At 56.9% G+C, this 22,968-nt stretch carries 19 protein-coding genes and 1 pseudogene; 14 read left to right on the top strand and 6 right to left on the bottom strand.

Annotation, left to right across the window (positions count from 1 at the left end; genetic code table 11):
• Positions 1-124: 124 nt before the first annotated feature.
• Positions 125-526, bottom strand: coding sequence for an acyl-CoA thioesterase (locus Q8M42_RS07765; protein ID WP_160342913.1), 402 nt, complete (start codon positions 524-526; stop codon positions 125-127).
• A 310-nt stretch (positions 527-836) separates the two neighbouring features.
• Here Q8M42_RS07765 and Q8M42_RS07770 point away from each other — a divergent pair, with 310 nt between their 5' ends.
• The 7 genes and pseudogenes from Q8M42_RS07770 to Q8M42_RS07800 all read left to right on the top strand — a co-directional run bounded on the left by Q8M42_RS07770 (position 837) and on the right by Q8M42_RS07800 (position 9,818).
• Positions 837-1,802: a PstS family phosphate ABC transporter substrate-binding protein gene (locus Q8M42_RS07770; protein WP_304870890.1), complete on the top strand. Its 966-nt coding sequence runs from the start codon at positions 837-839 to the stop codon at positions 1,800-1,802.
• 183 nt (positions 1,803-1,985) lie between these two features.
• Entirely contained in the window at positions 1,986-4,271 is a 2,286-nt protein-coding gene (locus tag Q8M42_RS07775) for an ABC transporter permease subunit (RefSeq protein WP_304870888.1), read from the top strand.
• Positions 4,272-4,286: 15 nt separating this feature from the next.
• Positions 4,287-5,963 (top strand): annotated as a pseudogene (gene pstA / locus Q8M42_RS07780) (phosphate ABC transporter permease PstA).
• 63 nt (positions 5,964-6,026) lie between these two features.
• Positions 6,027-6,860: a phosphate ABC transporter ATP-binding protein PstB gene (pstB, locus tag Q8M42_RS07785; protein WP_304870884.1), complete on the top strand. Its 834-nt coding sequence runs from the start codon at positions 6,027-6,029 to the stop codon at positions 6,858-6,860.
• A 53-nt stretch (positions 6,861-6,913) separates the two neighbouring features.
• Positions 6,914-7,645 (top strand): phosphate signaling complex protein PhoU, encoded by a 732-nt coding sequence (gene phoU, locus Q8M42_RS07790; RefSeq protein ID WP_304870882.1) that lies wholly within the window; start codon positions 6,914-6,916, stop codon positions 7,643-7,645.
• A gap of 145 nt (positions 7,646-7,790) precedes the next feature.
• A complete protein-coding gene (locus Q8M42_RS07795) occupies positions 7,791-8,702 on the top strand; it encodes a response regulator (RefSeq protein WP_304870880.1) in 912 nt (303 codons plus the stop codon).
• Between the two features lie 219 nt (positions 8,703-8,921).
• A complete protein-coding gene (locus tag Q8M42_RS07800; protein WP_304870877.1) occupies positions 8,922-9,818 on the top strand; it encodes a peptidoglycan DD-metalloendopeptidase family protein in 897 nt (298 codons plus the stop codon).
• 26 nt (positions 9,819-9,844) lie between these two features.
• On the opposite strand, the gene Q8M42_RS07805 is transcribed toward Q8M42_RS07800, so the two are convergent.
• The 5 genes from Q8M42_RS07805 to Q8M42_RS07825 all read right to left on the bottom strand — a co-directional run bounded on the left by Q8M42_RS07805 (position 9,845) and on the right by Q8M42_RS07825 (position 14,952).
• On the bottom strand, positions 9,845-11,185 hold the full coding sequence (locus tag Q8M42_RS07805) for a hemolysin family protein (protein WP_304870875.1): 1,341 nt from the start codon (positions 11,183-11,185) through the stop codon (positions 9,845-9,847).
• 69 nt (positions 11,186-11,254) lie between these two features.
• Positions 11,255-12,562: a phosphate regulon sensor histidine kinase PhoR gene (gene phoR, locus Q8M42_RS07810; protein WP_304870873.1), complete on the bottom strand. Its 1,308-nt coding sequence runs from the start codon at positions 12,560-12,562 to the stop codon at positions 11,255-11,257.
• Between the two features lie 49 nt (positions 12,563-12,611).
• A complete protein-coding gene (phoB, locus tag Q8M42_RS07815; protein ID WP_090379663.1) occupies positions 12,612-13,301 on the bottom strand; it encodes a phosphate regulon transcriptional regulator PhoB in 690 nt (229 codons plus the stop codon).
• 91 nt (positions 13,302-13,392) lie between these two features.
• A complete protein-coding gene (gene ubiA / locus Q8M42_RS07820) occupies positions 13,393-14,286 on the bottom strand; it encodes a 4-hydroxybenzoate octaprenyltransferase (protein ID WP_304870869.1) in 894 nt (297 codons plus the stop codon).
• Between the two features lie 111 nt (positions 14,287-14,397).
• Positions 14,398-14,952, bottom strand: a complete 555-nt coding sequence (locus Q8M42_RS07825; protein WP_304870867.1) for a chorismate lyase — start codon at positions 14,950-14,952, stop codon at positions 14,398-14,400.
• 215 nt (positions 14,953-15,167) lie between these two features.
• Here Q8M42_RS07825 and Q8M42_RS07830 point away from each other — a divergent pair, with 215 nt between their 5' ends.
• The 7 genes from Q8M42_RS07830 to Q8M42_RS07860 all read left to right on the top strand — a co-directional run bounded on the left by Q8M42_RS07830 (position 15,168) and on the right by Q8M42_RS07860 (position 22,966).
• Positions 15,168-15,335: a rubredoxin gene (locus tag Q8M42_RS07830; protein WP_090240746.1), complete on the top strand. Its 168-nt coding sequence runs from the start codon at positions 15,168-15,170 to the stop codon at positions 15,333-15,335.
• A gap of 99 nt (positions 15,336-15,434) precedes the next feature.
• Positions 15,435-15,602 carry a rubredoxin gene (locus tag Q8M42_RS07835; RefSeq protein ID WP_304870862.1) on the top strand — a complete coding sequence of 56 codons (168 nt, stop codon included), beginning with the start codon at positions 15,435-15,437 and terminating at the stop codon, positions 15,600-15,602.
• A gap of 63 nt (positions 15,603-15,665) precedes the next feature.
• Entirely contained in the window at positions 15,666-16,814 is a 1,149-nt protein-coding gene (locus Q8M42_RS07840; RefSeq protein ID WP_304870860.1) for an NAD(P)/FAD-dependent oxidoreductase, read from the top strand.
• Between the two features lie 186 nt (positions 16,815-17,000).
• Positions 17,001-17,273, top strand: coding sequence for an HU family DNA-binding protein (locus tag Q8M42_RS07845; protein ID WP_090250753.1), 273 nt, complete (start codon positions 17,001-17,003; stop codon positions 17,271-17,273).
• A 212-nt stretch (positions 17,274-17,485) separates the two neighbouring features.
• A complete protein-coding gene (locus Q8M42_RS07850) occupies positions 17,486-18,703 on the top strand; it encodes a tyrosine-type recombinase/integrase (RefSeq protein ID WP_257776546.1) in 1,218 nt (405 codons plus the stop codon).
• A complete protein-coding gene (locus Q8M42_RS07855) occupies positions 18,704-20,308 on the top strand; it encodes a site-specific integrase (RefSeq protein WP_257776547.1) in 1,605 nt (534 codons plus the stop codon).
• Positions 20,309-22,966, top strand: a complete 2,658-nt coding sequence (locus tag Q8M42_RS07860; RefSeq protein ID WP_167143976.1) for a hypothetical protein — start codon at positions 20,309-20,311, stop codon at positions 22,964-22,966.
• Positions 22,967-22,968: the final 2 nt, after the last annotated feature.

Below are 22,968 nucleotides of genomic sequence, written 5' to 3' on the forward strand. Positions count from 1 at the left end.
GTAAATTCCGCTTCCTCGGCTGTTTTTGCCTTGTGTCGCTCTAGCTCGCGAGATCAGAAACAGGTTCTTAGCGCACAGCAAAACGCCGGCTCTTGAGCCGGCGTTTTCGTTTCACCATCCGCAATCAGCGCCGTGCTGGCACCGGGCGCGTGCGGCCGCTGCCGTCGATGGCGACAAACACGAACACCGCTTCGGTGACCTTGCGCCATTCGCTGGACAGTGGGTCGTCGCTCCACACTTCAACCAGCATCTGGATCGAACTGCGGCCCACTTCCACGGTTTGCGTATAGAAGGACAGTTGCGCGCCCACCGCTACCGGCACCAGAAAGGCCATGCGGTCGATGGCCACGGTAGCTACACGGCCGCCGGCTACCTTGCTGGCCATGGCAGTGCCGGCCAGGTCCATCTGCGACACCAGCCAGCCGCCGTAGATATCGCCAAAACCGTTGGTTTCACGCGGCAGTGCGGTGATCTGCAAAGCCAGGTCGCCTTGCGGGATGGGGTCTTCCTGTTCGAAATCGTGCATCTATCTAGGCTCGCGGCGCGGTTGTTGTTATTGGCGCGGTGCTGGGCTTGGCGGTGGCGGCGAGTCAGGCTCTGCGGCTATCGCGGGTGGCCCTGCAGGCCCACGGGAGTGCGGGCGCAGCGAGTATAGCGACTCGGCAGTCGCAGGGCGACCATGGCACTTGGCCGCCTGGACTTTGTAGTCATTTCATCGACTGCGGCAAAACATTGGCTGCGTTCATCTAACTGTCACATTGCTTACATAGAGTCGTCATGCGGCCTACCGATACTTGGCCCCGTTCAATCCAACACTAGTTTTCCAGGAGTAAGGCATGAAACTTAAGCGTTTGATGGCGGCCATGACGTTTGTCGCCGCTGGCGTGGCTACCGCCACTGCGGTTGCTGCTGTCGATCCGGCTCTGCCGAGCTACACCAAGACTTCCGGCGTGTCGGGCAACCTGTCCAGCGTGGGCTCCGACTCCCTGGCCAACCTGATGACGTTGTGGGCTGAAGAGTTCAAAAAGGAATACCCGAACGTCAATATCCAGATCCAGGCCGCCGGCTCAAGCACCGCGCCACCCGCGCTGACTGAAGGCACCGCCAACCTCGGTCCGATGAGCCGTCCGATGAAGGATGCCGAGATCCAGGCGTTCGAAGAGAAATACGGCTACAAGCCGACTGCCGTGCCGGTGGCCATCGACGCCCTGGCGGTATTCGTGCACAAGGACAACCCGATCAAGAGCCTGGATATGGCGCAGATCGACGGGATTTTTTCTGCCACTCGCCTGTGCGGCGGCAGCAATATCAAGACCTGGGGCGATGTGGGTCTGACCGGCGAGTGGGCGGATAAGCCGATTCAGTTGTTCGGTCGTAACTCGGTATCGGGCACTTACGGTTACTTCAAGGAAACCGCCCTGTGCAAAGGCGACTTCAAGGCTAACGTCAATGAGCAGCCGGGTTCGGCTTCCGTTGTGCAGTCGATCTCCAGCACCATCAATGCCATCGGTTATTCGGGCATTGGTTACAAAACCTCCAGCGTGCGTGCGGTACCGCTGGCGAAAAAAGGTGGCGAAGCCTTTGAAGCCAACGAAGAAAACGCCCTGGCTGGCAAGTTCCCGCTGGCGCGTTTCTTCTACGTTTACGTCAACAAGGCACCGAACAAGCCGCTGAGCCCGCTGGATGCCGAGTTCGTCAAGCTGGTGCTGTCCAAGCAAGGTCAGGACGTAGTCGTGAAAGACGGCTACATCCCGCTGCCGAAAAAGGTCATCGACAAGACCATTGCGGAGCTGGGTCTGTAAAGACTGCCTGGTTGGCAAGGACGCCTAAGTAAGTCGCACGCCCGCCTTCGTTTACGACAGGTGGGCGTTGTTTTGTCAAAGCGCTGTAACTTTTCTGTCACAAAGGCTCGCTAGAGTTAGCGCCTTGTATAGCGACAGAACTCCTTATGGCGCGCTCATGGCTGCGCAGAGACGCTCTTACCTATGAATGACTTGGCTAGTGAAACCATGACCGCCACCAGCAAATCCCTCGGGCTGGACTTCAACACCCCGGCCCTGCAGCGCAAGCGGCGTATCCGTGCGCTGAAAGATCACTTCGCCCGCTGGGCAGTATCCATCGGTGGTATGGCGGTACTCGGTGCCATCACCCTGATCTTCTTCTACCTGGCCTACGTGGTTATGCCGATGTTTCAGGGCGCCAGCCTGGAAAGCCGCAAGCCGGTGCAGGCGGCCTGGCTGAGTGAAGCCGCTGCGCCGCTGCTGCTGACACTGGAAGAGCAGAACCAGATGGCCATGCGTCTGGACCAGAACGGTCAGGTGCAGTTCTTTGATGCGAAGAACATGCAGCCGCTGAACCGCGTGCAACTGCCTATCCCGGCGGATACGCGCATCGTTTCGGTCGGCCAGGATGAGCCGGGCAGCAATCGCGTTGCCCTGGGCCTGTCCAACGGCCGGGTGCTGGTGTTTCAGCACCTCTACAAACTCAGCTACCCGAATGACGTGCAAACCATCACGCCGAGCATCAGTTATCCCTTCGGTGACACGCCGATTGAACTCGATGCCCAGGGCCGTGAGGTCGACCACATTGGTCTTAGCCTGAGCCGTGGCACGCTGATGTTGGTGGGCTCCACCGGTACCGCATTGCATGTGTTGAAGCTCGGTCGCGAAGAAAACCTGATGACCGGTGAAGTGACCCTCAGTGAAGAGCGTATTGCCCTGCCGCAGATCGCTGAGCCGATCAAGGCGCTGCTCATCGACCCACGGCAGATGTGGCTATACGTGATCAACGGTCGCGCTACCGCCGATGTCTTCGACATGCGCAGCAACAGTCTGAATGGTCGCTACAAGCTGCTTGCTGATGCCAAACTGGAAGTCAGCAACGTTACCTCGCTGCTCGGTGGCATCTCGCTGATGGTCGGCGACAGCGGCGGTGGTATTACCCAGTGGTTTATGGTGCGCGAAGAGGACGACAAGGCTTCGCTGACCTCGATTCGCAGCTTCCAGCTGGCCGGCAACCCCATTGTGCAGATACTCCCGGAGGAGCGCCGCAAGGGCTTCTTCGCCCTGGATGCCAAGGGCAATCTGGGTATCTTCCACAGCACCGCACACCGCACGCTGCTGGTTGAGTCGGTTGCTGAGGGCAAGGCCTTGGCCGCCCTGTCGCCGCGCGCCAACCGCGCGCTGATCGAGTCGGACGGCAAGCTGCAGCGTTTCCTGGTCGACAACCCGCACCCGGAAATTTCCTGGAGCTCGCTGTGGGGCAAGGTCTGGTACGAGAACTATGACGCGCCTGGCCACGTCTGGCAGTCGACCTCCGCCAGCACCGACAACGAACCCAAGCTGAGCCTCGCGCCGCTGGCCTTCGGTACGCTGAAAGCCGCGTTCTACGCCATGCTTCTGGCGGCGCCGCTGGCCATTGCTGCCGCGCTCTACACCGCCTACTTCATGGCCCCGGCGCTGCGCCGCAAGGTCAAGCCGGTGATCGAGCTGATGGAAGCGCTGCCGACGGTGATCCTCGGCTTCTTCGCCGGCCTGTTCCTCGCGCCCTATGTGGAAGGCCATCTGCCGGGGATTTTCAGCCTGCTGATCTTTACCCCGATCGGCATTCTGCTGGCTGGTTACCTGTGGAGCCGCCTGCCGGAGTCGATTCGCCTGAGTGTGCCGGACGGCTGGGAGTCGGCGATGCTGATCCCGGTGATCCTGCTGGTGGGCTATGTGTCGCTGGCCATGAGCGGCCATGTGGAGAACTGGCTGTTCGACGGCAACATGCGCATGTGGCTGAGCAATGACTTGGGCATTCCGTTCGACCAGCGCAACGCCCTGGTCGTCGGCCTGGCCATGGGCTTTGCGGTGATCCCGACTATCTACTCGATTGCCGAAGACGCCGTGTTCAGCGTGCCGAAGAGCCTGACGTTCGGTTCTCTGGCTCTCGGTGCCACGCCGTGGCAGACCCTGACCCGCGTGGTGATTCTCACCGCCAGCCCAGGCATCTTCTCGGCGGTGATGATCGGCATGGGTCGCGCCGTTGGCGAAACCATGATCGTGCTGATGGCCACCGGCAACACCGCGATCATGGACATGAACATCTTCGAGGGTCTGCGCACCCTGGCCGCCAACGTGGCGGTGGAAATGCCCGAATCGGAAGTCGGTGGTACTCACTACCGCGTGCTGTTCCTCTCGGCGCTGGTGCTGCTTGGCTTCACCTTTGTCATGAACACCCTGGCGGAGCTGGTGCGCCAGCGTCTGCGCGTCAAGTACGCCTCGCTCTAAGGATTGGGAAGGTATATGTCCGTGAAACAGAACAACCTGAAAACCTGGTTCAAGAGCGGTACGCCGTGGATCTGGATGAATGCCGGCGCGGTGTCCATCGCCGTGATCATGACTCTCGGTCTGATGATGGTGATCGCCGTGCGCGGCCTCGGTCACTTCTGGCCGGCGGATTTCGTTTAGGCTCACTACCAGATCCCTGGCCAGGAAGCCAAAGTAATGGCTGGCGAGATCACCCAGATCGAAGAAGTGCCGCGCGCCCGTCTGGCTGCTTCCGGCTTGCCGGTGCAGGCTGAAGGCGGCGAGTTTATGACCCGCGAGCTATTCAAAGTGGGTAACCGCGATGTGTATGGCGCGGACTTCACCTGGGTGGTCGGCGAATGGCTGAGCAACCTGCGCACCCCGGAAAACCTCACGGCGCTGGAGCGCCGCGAGTGGGGCAACTTCTACGGCTACCTGGTCAACGTCAAGGAGGCCGGTGAACTGGTCGCCGAAGGCGATGCCAGCTGGCCGGTGCTGCAGGAGCGCATCGAGCGCGTCGAGCAGCTGCACAAGAACCTGGTGCGCCTGGAGAAGAAAGACATCGGGCGGATCAACGCGGGCCTGGAGCGCATCCGTCTGCAAACCCGCAAGCTGGAGCTGCAGGGCAAGCTGGATGAAGTCGCCCAGGCTGAGCTGGACGCAGAACGCGCGCAGTGGGATGCCGAGTACAAGGTGCTGGAAACCAAGCTGATCGCCCTCAATCAAGCGTTCAATCGCGACAGCGTCACGCTCAAGACGGTTGATGGCCGTGAAGTGACCATCAGCCTGGGCAAAGTGGTGCGAGCCTTCCAGCCCAATGCCATGGGCACGGCTGACAAGCTCGGCTTCTACTTTGCCAAGCTGTGGGAATTTGTCAGCGACGACCCACGTGAGGCCAACACCGAAGGCGGCATCTTCCCAGCGATTTTCGGCACGGTGATGATGACCCTGATCATGGCCGTGATTGTTACCCCGTTCGGCGTGGTGGCGGCCATTTACCTGCGTGAATACGCCAAGCAGGGCCCGTTGACCCGGGTAATCCGCATCGCGGTAAACAACCTGGCGGGTGTGCCGGCCATCGTTTACGGCGTGTTCGGCCTGGGCTTCTTCGTCTACGTGCTGGGTGGCTCGCTCGACCGCATGTTCTTCCCGGAAGCCGCACCGGCACCGACCTTCGGTACGCCGGGCCTGCTCTGGGCCTCGCTGACCCTGGCGATCCTCACCCTGCCGGTGGTGATCGTGGCCACCGAAGAAGGTTTGGCGCGGATTCCGCGGGCGGTGCGTGAGGGCTCTCTGGCCCTCGGTGCGACCAAGGTGGAAACCCTTTGGCGCGTGGTGCTGCCCATGGCCAGCCCGGCGATGATGACCGGCCTGATTCTCGCCGTGGCCCGCGCCGCTGGCGAAGTGGCGCCGCTGATGCTGGTGGGCGTGGTCAAGCTGGCGCCGAGCCTGCCGGTGGATGGCAACTACCCGTACCTGCACCTCGATCAGAAGATCATGCACCTGGGCTTCCACATCTACGACGTCGGCTTCCAGAGCCCCAACGTCGAAGCCGCGCGGCCGCTGGTGTACGCCACCGCGTTGCTGCTGGTGCTGGTCATCGTGGTGCTGAACATGGCGGCGGTGTATATCCGCAACCACCTGCGCGAGAAGTACAAGGCGCTGGATCACTAATCATCGCGCCGCGGCCTGCTGGCCGCGGCGGCTTAACGCATTTGTTAGCGTAGGGAGCATCCCATGCAGCACGAAACACATACACACGGTATCGACATGGCGGCCCTCGGCCGCGACCGCCAGGGCCTGAACATGGCCAACGAGCGCGTGGCCATCGACGTACCGGGTCTGAACCTCTACTACGGCGACAAGCAGGCGCTGTTCGACGTCAAGATGAGCATTCCCAACCAGCGCGTGACGGCCTTTATCGGCCCGTCCGGTTGCGGTAAATCGACCCTGCTGCGCACCTTCAACCGGATGAATGATCTGGTCGACGGTTGCCGCGTGGAAGGCGAAATCAACCTCGACGGCAAGAACATCTACCGCAAGGGCGAAGATGTCGCCGAGCTGCGTCGTCGCGTCGGCATGGTGTTCCAGAAGCCTAACCCGTTCCCCAAGAGCATCTACGAGAACGTGGTGTACGGCCTGCGCATCCAGGGCATCAACCAGAAGCGCGTGCTCGATGAAGCCGTGGAATGGGCACTGAAAAGCGCGGCGCTGTGGGATGAAGTGAAGGATCGTCTGCACGAGTCGGCGCTCGGCCTGTCCGGTGGTCAGCAGCAGCGCCTGGTGATCGCCCGTACCGTGGCGGTCCAGCCGGAAGTGCTGCTGCTCGACGAACCCTGCTCGGCCCTCGACCCGATTTCCACGCTGAAAGTCGAAGAGCTGATCTACGAACTGAAATCCAAGTACACCATCGTTATCGTGACCCACAACATGCAGCAGGCGGCGCGGGTCTCGGATTACACGGCGTTTATGTACATGGGCAAACTGATCGAGTTCGGTGATACCGATACGCTGTTCACCAACCCGGCGAAGAAACAGACAGAGGACTACATCACCGGTCGTTACGGCTGATGGCAAGCCCATCCTAAGCAGAGACGTTATTCGGTTCATTCAAGGGTTTGCACATGATCAACAAAGAAAACCTTACCCAGCACATCTCCCAGCAGTTCAACGTCGAGCTGGAGGAGGTGCGTAGCCACCTGCTGGCGATGGGCGGCCTGGTCGAGAAGCAGGTCAATGACGCGGTCACCGCGCTGATCGATGCCGACTCCGGTCTGGCTCAGCAAGTGCGCGAGATCGATGACCAGATCAACCAGATGGAACGCAATATCGACGAGGAGTGCGTGCGCATTCTCGCCCGTCGTCAGCCGGCCGCGTCCGACCTGCGGTTGATCATCAGCATCTCCAAGTCGGTTATCGATCTCGAGCGCATCGGCGACGAAGCGACCAAGATCGCCAAGCGCGCGATCCTGTTGTGCGAAGAAGGCGAAGCACCGCGCGGTTATGTGGAAGTGCGGCATATCGGCGATCAGGTGCGCCGGATGGTGCAGGAAGCGCTGGACGCGTTCGCCCGTTTCGACGCCGACCTGGCGCTGTCAGTGGCGCAGTACGACAAGACCGTCGACCGCGAATACAAGACCGCACTGCGTGAGCTGGTGACCTTTATGATGGAAGACCCGCGCTCGATTTCGCGCGTGCTCAACATCATCTGGGCTCTGCGTTCACTGGAGCGCATCGGCGACCACGCACGCAATATCGCCGAACTGGTGATCTACCTGGTCCGCGGCACCGACGTCAAACACATCGGTCTGACTCGTATGCAGGAAGAAGTGCAGGGCACCAAAAAAGGCCACTGAGTCGGCTGTTGTGGGCGGCGTTGACGCGCTGCCCGTGCGGGCCTACATGGCCAAGATGCACCTGATCGCGACATATGGTGCATTTCGGTTGGCCTTTGGCCAGTAGCCGTGACTATGCTTAAGGCCATCAGAACAGGAGTGGCCGATGAGCAAAGTCAGCGTGCTGGTAGTGGACGACGCAACCTTTATCCGCGATTTGGTGAAGAAGGGTTTACGCGACCACTTTCCAGGCATCCAGATTGAGGAAGCCGTCAACGGGCGCAAAGCTCTGCAGATGCTGACGCGCCAGCCGGTTGACCTGATTCTCTGTGACTGGGAAATGCCGGAAATGTCTGGCCTGGAACTGCTCACCTGGTGCCGCGAACAAGAAGCCCTGAAGATCGTCCCGTTTATCATGGTCACCAGCCGCGGTGACAAAGAGAACGTGGTGCAGGCGATTCAGGCCGGCGTTTCCGACTTTATCGGCAAACCCTTTTCCAACGAACAGCTGATCACCAAGGTGAAAAAGGCCCTCAGCCGTGCCGGCAAATTGCAGGCGCTGATGTCCAGCGCGCCGCCGAAAATGCTCAGCAGCGGCTCTTTTGCCAACGACTCGCTGTCCGCCCTGACGGGCGGCAAAGCCGATGTAGTCAAACCCGCAGCAGGGCCAGCGGTGCAAGCTGCCGCGGCCTTTGCCGGCAAACCTGCTGCCAAAGCAGCGGCTGCCAGCGCGCCCAGCGGGCGTGGTCAGGGCCAGTTGCGCTTGCCCGGTGGCGCCAGCATGTCTTGCGTGATCAAGGCCCTGAGCCTCAAGGAAGCGCTGCTGGTGGTCAAACGCACCGAGGAGCTGCCGCAGGTGCTGGAAAGCGCGGTGCTTGATCTGGAGCAGGGCGAGGCGGCAGAAACGGCGCGACTCAATGGCTATCTGCATGCCGTCGCGGCCTTTGAGCCAAAACCGGACAGCGAGTGGCTGCAACTGACCTTCAGATTCGTCGACCGCGACCCGCAGAAGCTCGACTACATCTCCCGGCTGATCGCTCGAGGCACCGCGCAGAAGCACTTCAGCCCGGGTGCTTAGGTTGGGCTGCGCTGTACACCGGCAACCTACCTGCGATCTCCCCGTTATCTGTTGCACGCAAGCCTTAGCCCGGATGCCATCCGGGGAAAGCCTGGCGAGCCATGCCGACCGATGGCGGTGAGCCGGTTCACAGCCTGACCCTTAGTGCCTCGCACGGCGGCGGTAGCGCTGCTAATCTCAAGGGTCCGGACACAGACAAATCATAAGATCCGAGTCGTTATGCTAGGGCGTTTGATACTTCTCTGCAGTTTGTTGACCCTTGCCGGCCAGGCAGTGGCGTTGACTATTTATAAGTACACCGATGCCAACGGCGTGGTCACCTATACCGACCAGGCCGCGCCCGGTGCGCAGGTGTTCGTGTTTCGCGACCGCATGGTTGAGCGCCTGGACAACCAGGTAAAGCTGGAAACCAAGAAACACGAAGCGGGTGAAACCCTGTTGGTACGCAACGACCTGTACGCACCGGTGCAGATCGAACTGCGTCTGGAAGCCACTGACAACGTCACCGGCGTGCCGAACAAGCCGATCAGCTGGGTGTTGCCGCCGCGCAGCAATATTCGCCTGGCCACCCTGGCTCCGCGCGATGCCAGCAAACCCATGCGTTACACCCCCAAGCTGCGTTACGCCATGGGCGATCCGCGCCTGCTACCGACGCAGAAGAGCTACCCGTTGCCGTGGCGCGGTGGCCCGTTCCGTCTGACCCAGGGCGCCAATGGCCAGTACAGCCACTTCACGCCGAAAGGCCGCTACGCCATGGATATCGCCATGCCCGAAGGCACGCCGATTGTTGCGGCGCGCGGCGGCATTGTGGTGAAAACCGAAAATCAGCAGGGCGGTCGTGGCAACAACCCGTCCGGCAACTACGTACGTATCCTCCATGACGACGGCACCATGGGCGTTTATCTGCACCTGATGAAGGGCTCTGTGGCGGTCAGCGAAGGCAGCCGCGTGCACGCCGGCAGCATACTCGCGCGCTCCGGCAATACCGGCAACAGCACCGGCCCGCACCTGCATTTCGTGGTGCAGCGCAATGTCGGCCTGGCGCTGGAATCGATCCCCTTCAACTTCGCCCAGCCGGTCGACAGTCTGCCTAACTTCGCGGTGGGTGGGGAGTAACCCATCCTACAAGGCGGCGAGGATGCTCAATCGAGCTTTAGCACCTTGGCCAGCACGATCTTCGGGCCTTTCATCTTCTTGACGATGATGCGTAGGCCGTCGACTTCCAGCACTTCCTCTTCCTCGGGCATGCGCTTGAGGGTTTCGTAGATCAGCCCGGCGAGGGTTTCCGCTTCGACGTGATCGAGGTCGACGCCGAGCAGGCGCTCGACTTTGGCCAGTGGCGTGTCGCCGCGTACCAGCAGCTTGCCCGGCTGATAGGCGAGGATGCCGCGTTCGGCCTTGCGGTGTTCGTCCTGAATATCGCCGACCAGGGCCTCGAGCACGTCTTCCATGGTCAGGTAGCCAATTACCTTGCCGTCGGCTTCCTCGACCAGGGCGAAGTGCGAGCCGCCCTGGCGGAACTGTTCCAGCAGGTTGGACAGCGGCATATGCCGGCCAACCCGCTCGATGGGGTGCATCAGCTCGGCCAGCTTCAACGCCGAGGGCAACATCTCCAGCAGCGACAGGTGCAACAGCAGATCCTTGATATGCAATACGCCGACATACTCGCCGCTGGTCTCGTCGTAGATCGGGTAGCGGCTGTACTTGTGCCGGCGAAATACGCTGAATACTTCATCCAAGGCAGCCGTCAGTGGTAGGTAGACCAAGTCCTCGCGGGAGTTGGCCCAGTCCACCACTTCCAGTTCGCCCAGCTCCACGGCCGAGGCCAGTACGCGCATGTCCTGGTCGCTGGGGTTGCTGGCGCGGCTGGAGTGCAGGATCAGCTTGAGTTCGTCGCGGCTGTAGTGGTGCTCATGGTGCGGCCCCGGCTCGCCCTGGCCGGCCACGCGCAGAATGGCGTTGGCACTGGCGTTGAGCAGGAAAATCGCCGGGTACATGGCCCAGTAGAACAGGTACAACGGCACGGCCGTCCACAGCGAGAGCAGCTCGGGTTTGCGGATGGCCCATGATTTTGGTGCCAGCTCGCCGATCACGATATGCAGATAGGAAATGATCGCGAAGGCGCTAAAGAAGGCGATGCCATGCACCAGCTTCGGTGACTCAATGCCGATGGCGGCGAGCAGCGGTTCGAGCAGGTGGGCAAAGGCGGGTTCGCCGACCCAGCCGAGGCCGAGGGAGGCCAGGGTGATGCCCAATTGGCAGGCCGACAGGTAGGCGTCCATCTGGTTGTGTACGGTGCGCAGGATATGCCCGCGCCAGCCGTGGGCTTCTGCCAAGGCATCGACCTTGGTGGCACGTAAGCGAACAATGGCGAACTCGGCGGCGACGAAGAAGCCGTTGAGCAGCACCAGAAACAGGGCGAAGAGGACGAGGCCGAAATCGGCGAAATAGTTGCTGGCGACGTAACTCGTGGAGGGGTCCATAGAAGGTTCGGGTAGTGAATGACCGCTAAAGGGTGGGGGCTGGCTGCCGGCTTTGCAAGTACGCTGCGGTTACTGGCCGCGCCGCACCACTTGCAGCATGGGGAAGTGGCAGGTGAAGGTGCTGCCCTTGCCCAGACGGCTGGCGATATCCAGCCGCGCGCGGTGGCGCAGCAGCACATGCTTGGCGATGGCCAGGCCCAGACCGGTGCCGCCGGTGTTGCTGGCGCGGCTGGAGTCGACCCGGTAGAAACGCTCGGTCAGGCGTGGCAGATGTTTGGCCTCAATACCCAGGCCGCTGTCCTGCACGCTGAGGTGCGCACCCTGTTCATCGCCCCACCAGCGCACATGAATCTCGCCTTCGTCCGGGGTGTATTTCACCGCATTGAACACCAGGTTGGAAAAGGCGCTACGCAGTTCCGTCTCGCTGCCCTTGAGCTTGATATGCGGATCGGCTTCCAGGCTGATGCGGTGATGACGCTCGCCGGACAGCGCCTGGGCATCGTTCTTGATACTCAGCAGCAGCAGATCAACGGCCACCGGTTGGTTGTCCGAGGGGTAGTCGGTGGCTTCCAGCTTGGCTAACAAGAGCAGGTCATTGAGCAGGTTCTGCATCCGCCCGCCTTGCTGCTGCATCTGCTGCAGCGCCCTCAGCCAGCGCGGATTAACGTCCTCGACGTTATCTAACAGGGTTTCCAGGTAGCCGGCGATCACCGTCAGTGGCGTGCGCAGCTCGTGGGAGACGTTGGCGACGAAGTCCTTACGCATCTGCTCCAGCTGATACAGGCGGGTGATGTCGCGCACCAGCATCAGGTGCTCACGATTGCCGTACTGGGTGATATGGAATTGCAGGCGCAAACGGTCGCTGACCGGCGACGGCAGCTCCAGCGGCTCGTTGTAATTGTGGTTCTCGAAATACTCGATAAAGCGCGGGTCGCGCACCAGGTTGGTGATCTGTTGGCCGCTGTCCTGTGGGGTTTTCAGGCCCAGGAGTTTTTCGGCGGCGATGTTCCACCATTCCAGGTTGCCGTCGCGGTCGAGCATGATCACCGCATCTTTCAGCGCGGCGGTCGACTCCTGTACGCGGTCGATCACTGCCTGCAGGCGGCCACGGACTTTCTGGTCGCGGCGCTGCAGGTGATAGATGCTGTCGAACACTTCGCCCCACAGGCCGTAGCCATCGGGCGGTGCTTCATCACCCTGGCGGGTGCGCAGCCATTTGTGCAAACGCAACAGTTGTTGCAGGTGCCAGCCGAGGTAGCCGGCCAGGCCGAGTAGCAGGGTCCAGGCGTATTCGCCAGTGATCAGCCCGAGCAGCAGGCAGACACCGACCAGCAGCAACAAGCGACGTATCAGGGGGCCGCGCCAGTCTTGATTCAATTCAAACTCATCCGCCAATCAATCCATGGTTGCCAGGTCGTGCAGTGGCTCAGCTCTTGGTGGAGAAACGGTAACCCGTGCCACGTACAGTCTGCACCAGGTTTTCGTAAACCTCGCCAAGCGCTTTGCGCAGGCGGCGGATATGCACGTCGACGGTACGCTCCTCGACATACACGTTGCCACCCCAGACCTGATCGAGCAGCTGACCACGGGTGTAGGCGCGCTCCTGGTGGGTCATAAAGAACTGCAGCAGGCGGTATTCGGTGGGGCCCATTTCGGCCGGTTTGCCGTCGATGGTCACGCGGTGGCTGACCGGGTCGAGTAGCAGGCCACCGACTTCGATCGGCCCCTCGCTGTCGGTCGGGCCGGCACGGCGCAGCACGGCCTTGAGGCGGGCGACCAGTTCACGCGGGGAGAACGGCTTGGTGATGTAGTCGTCGGCGCCGACTTCCAGGCCCTGGATCTTGTTGTCCTCTTCGCCCTTGGCGGTGAGCATGATGATCGGAATATCGCCGGTCAGCTCATCGCGCTTGAGGCGCCGCGCCAGTTCGATGCCGCTGGTGCCGGGGAGCATCCAGTCGAGCAGGATCAGATCGGGTTTGCGGTCGACGATGATGGCGTGCGCCTGCTGGGTGTTCTCCGCTTCCAGGCACTCGTAGCCGGCCATTTCCAGGGCTACGGCGATCATTTCACGGATCGGTGCTTCGTCATCGACGATCAGGATGTTCTTGCCAACCATGGGTCAAGCCTCGGGTCATCTCGCTGTAATGGGCTGCATTAGATAACGGAATTATTGCAGCGATATGACAGGCGCGCGGCAAAGCTTCTTTCTAGCTGCGCAAGGCGTAGTCCAGTACCAGACCGATAAAGATCGCCAAGCCTGCCCAATGGTTGTGCAGAAAGGCATTGAAACAGGCCATCGGCTTGCGGTTGCGGGTCTTGTGAAACTCCCAGGCAAAGCAGCCGGCGGCCACCAGCAGGCCGAGGTGGAAGTACAGGCCCAGCTCGAAGCGCGCCGCCGCCAGCATCAGGCAGAGCAGCGCCAGCCCCTGGAGGATGACGATAATCAGGCGGTCGGCATCGCCAAACAGAATGGCAGTAGAGCGCACGCCGATCTTCAGGTCGTCTTCGCGGTCGGCCATGGCGTAGTAGGTGTCGTAGGCCACTGTCCAGAGCAGGTTAGCGATATACAGCAGCCAGGCTTCCGGCGGCAGATTGCCGGTTTCGGCGGTAAACGCCATCGGCATGCCCCAGGAAAACGCCGCACCGAGCACCACCTGTGGGTAGAAGGTGTAGCGCTTCATAAAGGGGTAACAGGCGGCCAGAGCCAGGCCGCCGAACGACAGCCAGATGGTGGTGGCGTTGGTAAACAGCACCAGCACAAAGCTGGCCGCCACCAGCACGGCGAACAGGATCAACGCCTCGCGCGGTTGGATCTTGCCGCTGGCCAGCGGCCGCGCCTTGGTGCGGCTGACATGGCCGTCGAAGTTGCGGTCGGCATAATCGTTGATCACGCAGCCGGCGGCGCGCATCAGCAATACGCCGACTACGAAGATAAACAGGTTTTTCGCGCTCGGCACGCCCTCGGCCGCCACCCACAAGGCCCACAGCGTTGGCCACAGCAGCAGGTAGATGCCGATGGGCTTGTCCAGGCGCATCAGCTGGATAAAGTCCCAGGCGCGCGGGTGCAGGCGGTTGAGTGAATGCAGCAGGCGGGTATACATCGAGCGCGTCTCCATGCGAGGTGCGGCTGATTATACGGAGGGCGTAGGGTGGATCACGCTTTATCGATCCACCAGGGTGGCTGCAAGGTGGATGTAAAAACGACATCCACCCTACGGCGTGTCGAGCTCGGCGGCCTGCCAGAATTCGGGGAGGAACACCTCGGCCACCAGCACCCCCAGTGCACCACGGCTAAAGCACGAGCGGCGTGCCCACAGGCGCTCGCTGCAGGCGTCTGCTGGCAGCCACTGCGCCGGGTAGCGGCATACCTGCAGTTCGCCACGGTCAAAGGCGCGGTCACTGAACAGCAACTCACCCAGCGAGCGGCTGCCGAGTTGCTCCAGCGCCAGGCCGGAGCCTTCCAGGGCGCTGCGCGCCGCCACGCTGCGGGCGAATACCCAGGGCTGGCCGTGACCGCGTAGGTACACCTCGCGCACCCAGCCCTGGCTGCCGCTGACTACGCCCAGCGCGTTGCACTCATCGCTGCGCAGGCGCTGCCAGCCTTCATGCAGCGGGGTGACGCTGAAGCCATCGGCTGACAGCGCGGTCAGACGCCGCGTCAGCGAATCCTCATTGAATAGCCAATCGCGCACCGCAGCAGTGGGCGCAGGGTGCAGTTGGTTGGCGGTCAGCCAGCGCGGCGGATGAGCGAGAGCGGCGTGGGGCACGGGCAGGTTTCACCGTAGGCAGAGGCGCGCGAGTCTAACATGGGCCTTGGGCCCGGACAGGTAGCAGCAGGCGCGGCGATTGGCCGCTACGCCGGGCAGAACCCGACTTTGGTTGGCCTCTATGGCGCGCTATTCATCGCCCGGCGGCTTGGCGCCCCTGCACATATGCGGTAGTTTCCCCGGCGCAATAGCCGTGTGATCCGCCTGAGGTAGTTATGAAGAAGTGGCAATGTGTAGTCTGTGGACTGATTTACGACGAGAGCCAAGGCTGGCCTGATGAGGGCATCGCCGCCGGTACGCTCTGGCAGGATGTCCCGGAAGACTGGCTGTGCCCCGACTGTGGCGTGGGCAAGCTTGATTTTGAAATGATCGAAATCGGTTGAGTCCAGGCTGTGACAAGCGGCGACCCAAGGGTCGCCGTTTTGTTTAGCGAGTGCGCATACTGAATACCCCGAATGAGCTGAATAAGCGCCGAGGTGTTTATGCGCAAGTGGCAGTGTGTGGTGTGCGGTTTTATCTATGACGAAGCCCTCGGCCTGCCCGATGAAGGCATCGCCCCTGGCACGGCCTGGGAAGATATTCCCGCCGATTGGCTGTGCCCCGATTGCGGCGTCGGCAAGATGGATTTCGAGATGATCGAGATCGCCTGAGCCGCGTCAGCCCTGAAATCTATTACGGCCGCCGCAGTGCGCGGCCTGTGTGAGGAATGCAGCATGAGCGCACCTGTCGTCATCGTCGGCACCGGCCTGGCCGGCTACAACCTGGCCCGTGAGTTTCGCAAGCTGGACAGCGAAACCCCGCTGCTACTGATCACCGCCGACGACGGTCGCTCGTACTCCAAACCCATGCTGTCCACCGGCTTTGCCAAGAACAAGGACGCCGATGGCCTGAGCATGGCCGAGCCGGGCGCCATGGCCGAGCAGCTCAAGGCGGAAGTACGCACCCACACCCGCATCAGCGGCATCGATGCGGGCCACAAGCAGCTGTGGATCGGTGAAGAGGCCGTGCCCTATCGCGACCTGGTGCTGGGCTGGGGCGCCGAGGTGATTCGTGTGCCGGTCGAAGGTGATGCCGATGATGCGATCTTCTCGATCAACGACCTGGAAGATTACGCGCGCTTTCGCACGGCGGCGGCCGGCAAGCAGCGCGTCCTGCTGTTGGGCGCCGGGCTGATCGGTTGTGAGTTTGCCAACGACCTGAGCCTGGGTGGCTATCAGGTCGAGCTGGTCGCACCCTGCGAACAGGTGATGCCAGGCTTGCTGCATCCGGCTGCCGCCGCTGCAGTTCAAGCTGGTCTGGAAGGGTTGGGCGCGCGCTTTCACCTCGGCCCGGTGCTGGCCAGCCTGAATCACCAAGGCGATGTGTTGGAAGCGCACTTGTCCGACGGCACGCTGATCGAGTGTGACTTGGTGCTGTCTGCCGTAGGGCTGCGTCCGCGTATCGAGCTGGCGGCTGCGGCCGGGCTGGCGGTCAACCGTGGGGTGGTGGTCGACCGCCAGCTGCGCACCTCCCACGCCAATATCTACGCCCTGGGTGACTGCGCCGAGGTTGACGGGATCAACCTGCTCTACGTCATGCCGCTGATGACCAGCGCGCGTGCCCTGGCGCAAACCCTGGCCGGCACCCCGACGGCGGTGAGCTACGGGCCGATGCCGGTCACGGTAAAAACCCCGGTCTGCCCGCTGGTGGTTTCGCCGCCACCACGCGGCCTGCAAGGCGAGTGGAGCGTGGAGGGCAGCGGCGCCGATATCAAGGCGCTGTGCCATGACAGCAGTGGCGCGCTGCTCGGTTATGCGCTGACCGGTACGGCCGTGCAGGATAAATTGGCCCTGAATAAGCTGCTGCCTGCGCTTTTGGCCTGAATGGCGGGCGTTCTGTCGGATATGCCACAAAATTGCCTGGTTTAACTGTCGGACAAGACTGGCGCAGGGCCCAATGGCATGCCATCCTCCCTCAGTCTGCCGCAGCCTAGAGCTGTTGCGGCGCCTTGGTATCTGCTCGCGCAGAGCAGCCCGGACACAACAACAAAAAACCGTAAAGAGGCATTTATGCGTAAACCGGAACTCGCCGCCGCTATCGCCGATAAGGCGGATCTGACTAAAGATCAGGCAAACCGTGTACTTAACGCGGTACTCGAAGAAATCACCAACGCACTGAACCGCAAGGACAGCGTCACCCTGGTGGGCTTCGGTACTTTCGTGCAACGCCATCGCGGTGCTCGCACCGGTAAAAACCCGCAAACCGGCGAGCCGGTAAAGATCAAGGCCAGCAACACCGTCGCCTTCAAACCGGGCAAGTCCCTGAAAGATGCTGTAAATTAAACACAGAGCGTTTCATTTTCTGTGGATAAGTTCTGCAAAGCCCCGTAATTCGGGGCTTTGCGCTATCCGAGGTAAGTGAAATTATCGAAACGGTGTTTCATTAAATACTCAAAAGAAAAAGTGATCGCATTGAAGCAGTAGCGTTTCATTATTGACGCCCATTTAGCCTGTCTATAGGCTTCCGTGCTCGTGAAAAAAGCGCGGTGTTTCATTTGAAGAATTCAGTCTTTTCGCTCACTACCGTCGTCTTCGATAAATTGGGCGGTATAAAACTAAAGCTAGTAACTGAAAGTAGTCAGGTTGATATATTTGCCGGCGCGTATGCTTTGCAACGATTCGACAATGGTTCGAAGCCAAATACCATACGAGTTGATCAGAGCTCAATTCTGATCCTGTATCGGTTCTGTGAAATTCAAAAAATAGATTTGATTGAGCGCATCGCAAATCTTAATCCGCTTACTATCGGTGAAATTGAGTCTTTCTCATCGTATTGCGGCTTTGCTCAACAGAGCGGCGAGCAGGTTAATCCGAATTGGTATGGTGCCCGCATGCGAGGTGCTAAAAAATTTATAGATTACCTGTGGCTGTTCTATGAGGGACGGTGCGCTCGAAACTTAGAGCAACTCAAAATTGCTAAGCGTTCGTATGAGAGGATGACTGCCGGCTTCAAGTTGTATATGAAAGCCCCTTACAGGGGCGATAAAAAAGACAGGGTCGGCCTTACTCCTGCACTTCAGGCTAAATTCATTGCAATTATTGACCCTGATGAGAGCAATAATTTAAATCCTTGGAAGATTTATAAGGTGCGATGGAGAAATTATATTCTCCTGCTTCTATTGATGTTGGGCGGAAATCGTAAAGGTGAGACGTTGTTGTTGAAGCTGAACAATTTCCAGCTTACAGGAATGCGAAAGTATTACGACATCGTCAAGAACAAAGATGTGATTGATTATCCTCGCGCTGAGTCCCCCTCAGTTAAAACACTCGGCCGGCAGGTGGTGTTGCATGATCAACTGGCCGCATTAGTTGAACACTACATTGTGAATGTCAGAAAAGAATTCATCGGCTGGCAGTCAACAAGCTATGTCTTCCTGTCTTACCGGGATGGGCGTCCTCTTTCAGTGCAGACTCCTAATTCAATCCTGAATGAACTTATAAAACAATATCCAGAATTTGTGGGTCTTCTCAGCCCCCATCGCCTTCGCAATACGTTTCATGATCTTTTGAATCAGGCACTGGATAGAAAATTTAAGGGTGAAAGTGGTTTAAGTCGTAAGGTTTTAAAAGCACCTATTCAGGAGGCGGCAGGCGGTTGGGCTAAGAATAGTAATATGCCTGAGCATTATGCTAAAGGATCGATACAAGCCAAAGTAGCTGAGTTACAAGCCCTACTCCAGCAAGAAGCCCTTAAGCCACAACTGGTTGATTAAATGAAAGAACTCCATAGTCAGAGGGTGTTGTCCGGCAACGATGAACTTTCAGATTTTTTGCCGGGAGGCACTTTTGTAAAAAGTCGATTGGGCTATGACATCGAATTATTTGATGAGTATGGTGGCTTTCGGTCTGCAATAAAACTGCCGGATGATACGGGTGAGTTTGTTTATCTTACATCACAGTATCTTAATCTGTTGGATTTTGAGTTAAGTGAGATTGCGAGGAGTTATCTAAGATATATCTTGGAGAGATATCATGCTTCAACTGTTAGAATTAAATATAAGTTTCTTGATTTGTTTGCCCGTGAGATGTCCAAAGGAGTTCATATCAACGACTTCTTGGAAAATATTTCTGTGCTTGAAAATAAAGAAAAGGCAGCATATATCTCTGCTTGTAAGGAATTTTTGAAGTTTCTATTGCTTTGCGGCTATGAAGATCTTTCACTTGAAGTGTATGAGGATTTCCATAAACTTCGAAATTATTCAGGTAAAGAAAATGCCTATTTAGCTCTATTTGTAATGGATGATGCCAGAGGGCCATTTACTAGAGAGGAAGTTTCCGTACTGTCAGGTCAGGTTAATAACCAGGCACTTCCGTTGGAATTTCGCTTGGTGTTAGATCTGTGTTTGTGTTTTGGGTTGAGACCAATACAAATTTCTTTATTGAAAAGAAAAGATTTTATTAAAGATAGTAGGAGCGGATTGTATTATCTTAACGTGCCGCGCGTGAAGCAAGATTCGCGCAATCGGCGAGTTCAATTCAGCTCTCGAATACTCACGGAAAGAACTGCAAGTCTTATTCAGTCTTACATAGATTCTGCAAAAAATCCCGATGGTATTGATCCTGCAGAGCTACCACTTTTTATTAACTCAAAATCGATAAATTTAGAACGAGACGGAAATACCTTAGGAAGTCACTACTGGGAAGATGCAGAGCGGTTGTCAAGTGACTATTTCTCAGATGAGTCAAAGCGGGCCATACTCTACCAAAAGTCGAGTGGCAAAATTAATTATATCCTTTGGGGAAATGAACATAGGCTGCCATTTTCCCCTCGTACCGGAAAGAAATTCAGTTTGTGTGCATATAGATTTCGTTACACGGTTGGCACGCAAGCAGTAATGTCCGGTTGTTCGCCAGAAGAGCTTGCCGATTTACTCGATCACAATGATACGAATAGCATTAAACACTACTTCAGATTCACTCATGAAATGTGGGAGATTCTAGAAAATGCTACGTTGAGTCGCATTGAACAGAAGCAATTCACAGCTGCTTGGATGAGAGAAGGTGACCTTGTAAATAATATATATAGTCACGTATGTGAACCAAGAAATTTCAATGTCATAGGAAAGTGTGCGTCTCAATCTATATGCTTCGAGGAGCCGGCGGTATCTTGCTATTCGTGTGACAGATTTTGTCCTAATAAAGATGTTGTAGCACATGAAAGTGCTTTGGAGGGTTTGGTAGAGCGAAAAGATCGCTTGCTAACCGTCAGCACCGCTAATGTAGTTTCAGTTATAGACCAGGCCATAGCTGGTTGCCGTGCTGCAATCGCCTACTCTGAAGGGCAGGACGTGGTTCTAATTAATGTGAAGGAAGTCTGAGTGCAAAATATAATGGCACAGGATATTTTGCATGAGGAGCTTCGGATTAAGCTAAACCGCCTTGCCAGCAAAGCCGAGGAGAGATTCTCAAAACTCAGTTGTTTCAATGGGTCAAAGTGGGAGGATCTCTCCTGGTTATATAACGGAAGGCATAATGTTTATTTGCTGGCTCGCGGAGAAACTAATGCAGAGTTAATGCTACTTAATAAGGTCTTCTTGGTAAGTTATCTCTGGGACAGAAGGGCGGACCACAAGGTGGTATCAGCTGGTCGCGTTATGGACTTATCGGCTGCGGTAAAGTATATGGCTGCTCAGGGTGTTGTTAACCTTAGAGGGCTTGATCAATCTTCCTACATGACAACGTTTAAATATATTCAAACACGCTATAAATCACCTGCTAGTGCATGTAGATCGCTAAATTATTTTATCAGATTCATCTTTAATTCTTCCTTGACCGTTAGCAATTTTGACCTCATCGGTACGCAGGATCTTCAAGAGAAAGATAAGTATGGCCGTGTTGCCCTTGGAGATAAACTGCCGCTTCCAGAATTGGTCAAAGCAATCATAGCGTTGAAGTGGGCAGTGCAAGACCAGTGGGATGGCAGCTTTCGTGCTCAGATGGATATGTTGTCGGTTCTGACTCAGGCATTTCAATATGGATTAGGCCTAAGAATCGGGGAGGTTCTGCGGTTACCTAAGAACTGCTTAGTTACAATAAACAGTGAGTTATATTGTCGAGTATGGACAGAAAAAGGTGCGGAGCCAATCGCCAGGTATGTCCCTACTATCTGGAGAGCCGCCCTCTGTGAAGCGGTTCTCCGAATTGATGCCATCTGCGAACCCTACAGAAAAAGGGCTTTGAGCATTGAAGATGGTTCCTATGCCGAGACTCTCGATTATCGCTTTCAGGGAAGAACAGAAGCAATTGATCGGCATATTGAGTCTACCCTAAACTGTCTATCTAAGAAAATAGAGTCTAATGTTTCAGCGTCTGAAAGACAGTTGCGCCTCCTGAAGTATCTGCCGGATGAAGAACTTGTTGAGCTCAAGAATTTGCGTGAGTACTTACCATTTGCCTCGAATTCGCACGACTCTACTTCACTCCTTAAATTCTACAAAAAAAACGGATTTAAGATAACTTCAAAATCACTCGGAAAGGTAAAGTGCGTTTATTATGTACGAGGATCTGATGTTAAGCAGCGACTTGCTCAATTGATAGAGTTTCGCCGCAATATTGTTTTATATTCTGAGTTTTTTGAGGTGCTCCATAAACGACCACCTGCAGGAAGTCGGTCTAAGGATGTACACGCTCTAAAAGATAGGTTGCAGTCGCAAAGCCTGGCTTCTTTGGAAGCCTTTGTCTTGACGGGGGAGTCGTGTCTTTATGGTGCGAGGATAGTATATCTTAGTCGTGACGATGCAGTTGCCGCAATAAGAAATATTGTCAGTGGTGGGTATGATTATCGCGCTTACATTCCGATATTAGATGCTGAGGAACTTTATCCAGAGCTGTTCAACCAGAAGACCATGACCTACATTGCTAATGCAAATGCGGCTGGGTTCTACTCGTTTCTTAGAGTCTCGGAAGAACGAATCAATTTTTATAGGCCAGTCGCGAAAAGCAATAGAGTTAAGCATTCTGCCGTATCTGGGTTCTTGGTTGAACAGGCCAGCATTAAAAGTGCCGTTGTAGATGCTTTTGTATCAGTTAATACAAAAGTTAAGTCAGAACTAATCCAGGGAATTAAAGAGGAACTTCTAGCGGATGGAGTAGAGATTGGTTCGGCTACATTTGGGATAAATCAAAAAGTCTCTGATTATTTATTTGTTGTCCCAAGCAATCTTGGCGGTGTGTATAACGAACACATTCCATCTATCCTTGGCTATTTTTCTGTTCTATATGCGATAAAACCAGCTAAGCAGGGGCAGTCAGCGTTTGTCCGTTACGGTGTTGTAGCCAATGAAGAGATTGTAAGTACGTTTCAGACCCACAAGGGACGACATTGGCAAACTAATTCACTTTTTCGGGCGGGCTTGGCTGCAAGTATTGTGAATAAGTGGATGGGAAGATCTGATAGTCAAGGTGATCATTACGATCATCAGACTGCTAAAGAACGTGCTGAGAAAGTCGGTGAGCTTATGCTCTCTGAGCAGTCCCGCTTTATTGGTGATCTGGCGAATAAGGTCAAGGCTTGGACTGACAATGATATTCCGACCCAGAATGTGCAGACCTTTTTGACTGATATGCTGCAAACCGTACATTACGGTCCGCTTGGGCATTGTTTTCGTGATATTAATTTGAAGCCCTGCGAATTTCATCTGAAGTGTCTGACCGGCAATTCAGGAAAAGGCTGTAGAGAGTTCGTTGTAGATCTTTTAGATCCAGTTCAAATAAAGCAAGTCGAGTCAGAGCGTAATAGATCAGAAATTGAGTTGGCGCGGCTTTTTGAAGCCTTGAATAGACCCGGTATCCCGGTAGAGTCTGTTGAAATGCATATCGAACATCAAATGGCGATTTTTAGAAATGCTTCTTATATTTTAGATAATTCTGAGGTGGTGCTTAACGAAATTCAAGTTGAAAAGAGTAAGGACTATCAGCCATTTAGGACCAATGGCTCTGTTCCAAGCGACTGTGTATTCCAATGTGGAGTAGCTTGATT

Source organism: Pseudomonas sp., assembly GCF_030684895.1.
Lineage (GTDB): Bacteria > Pseudomonadota > Gammaproteobacteria > Pseudomonadales > Pseudomonadaceae > Aquipseudomonas.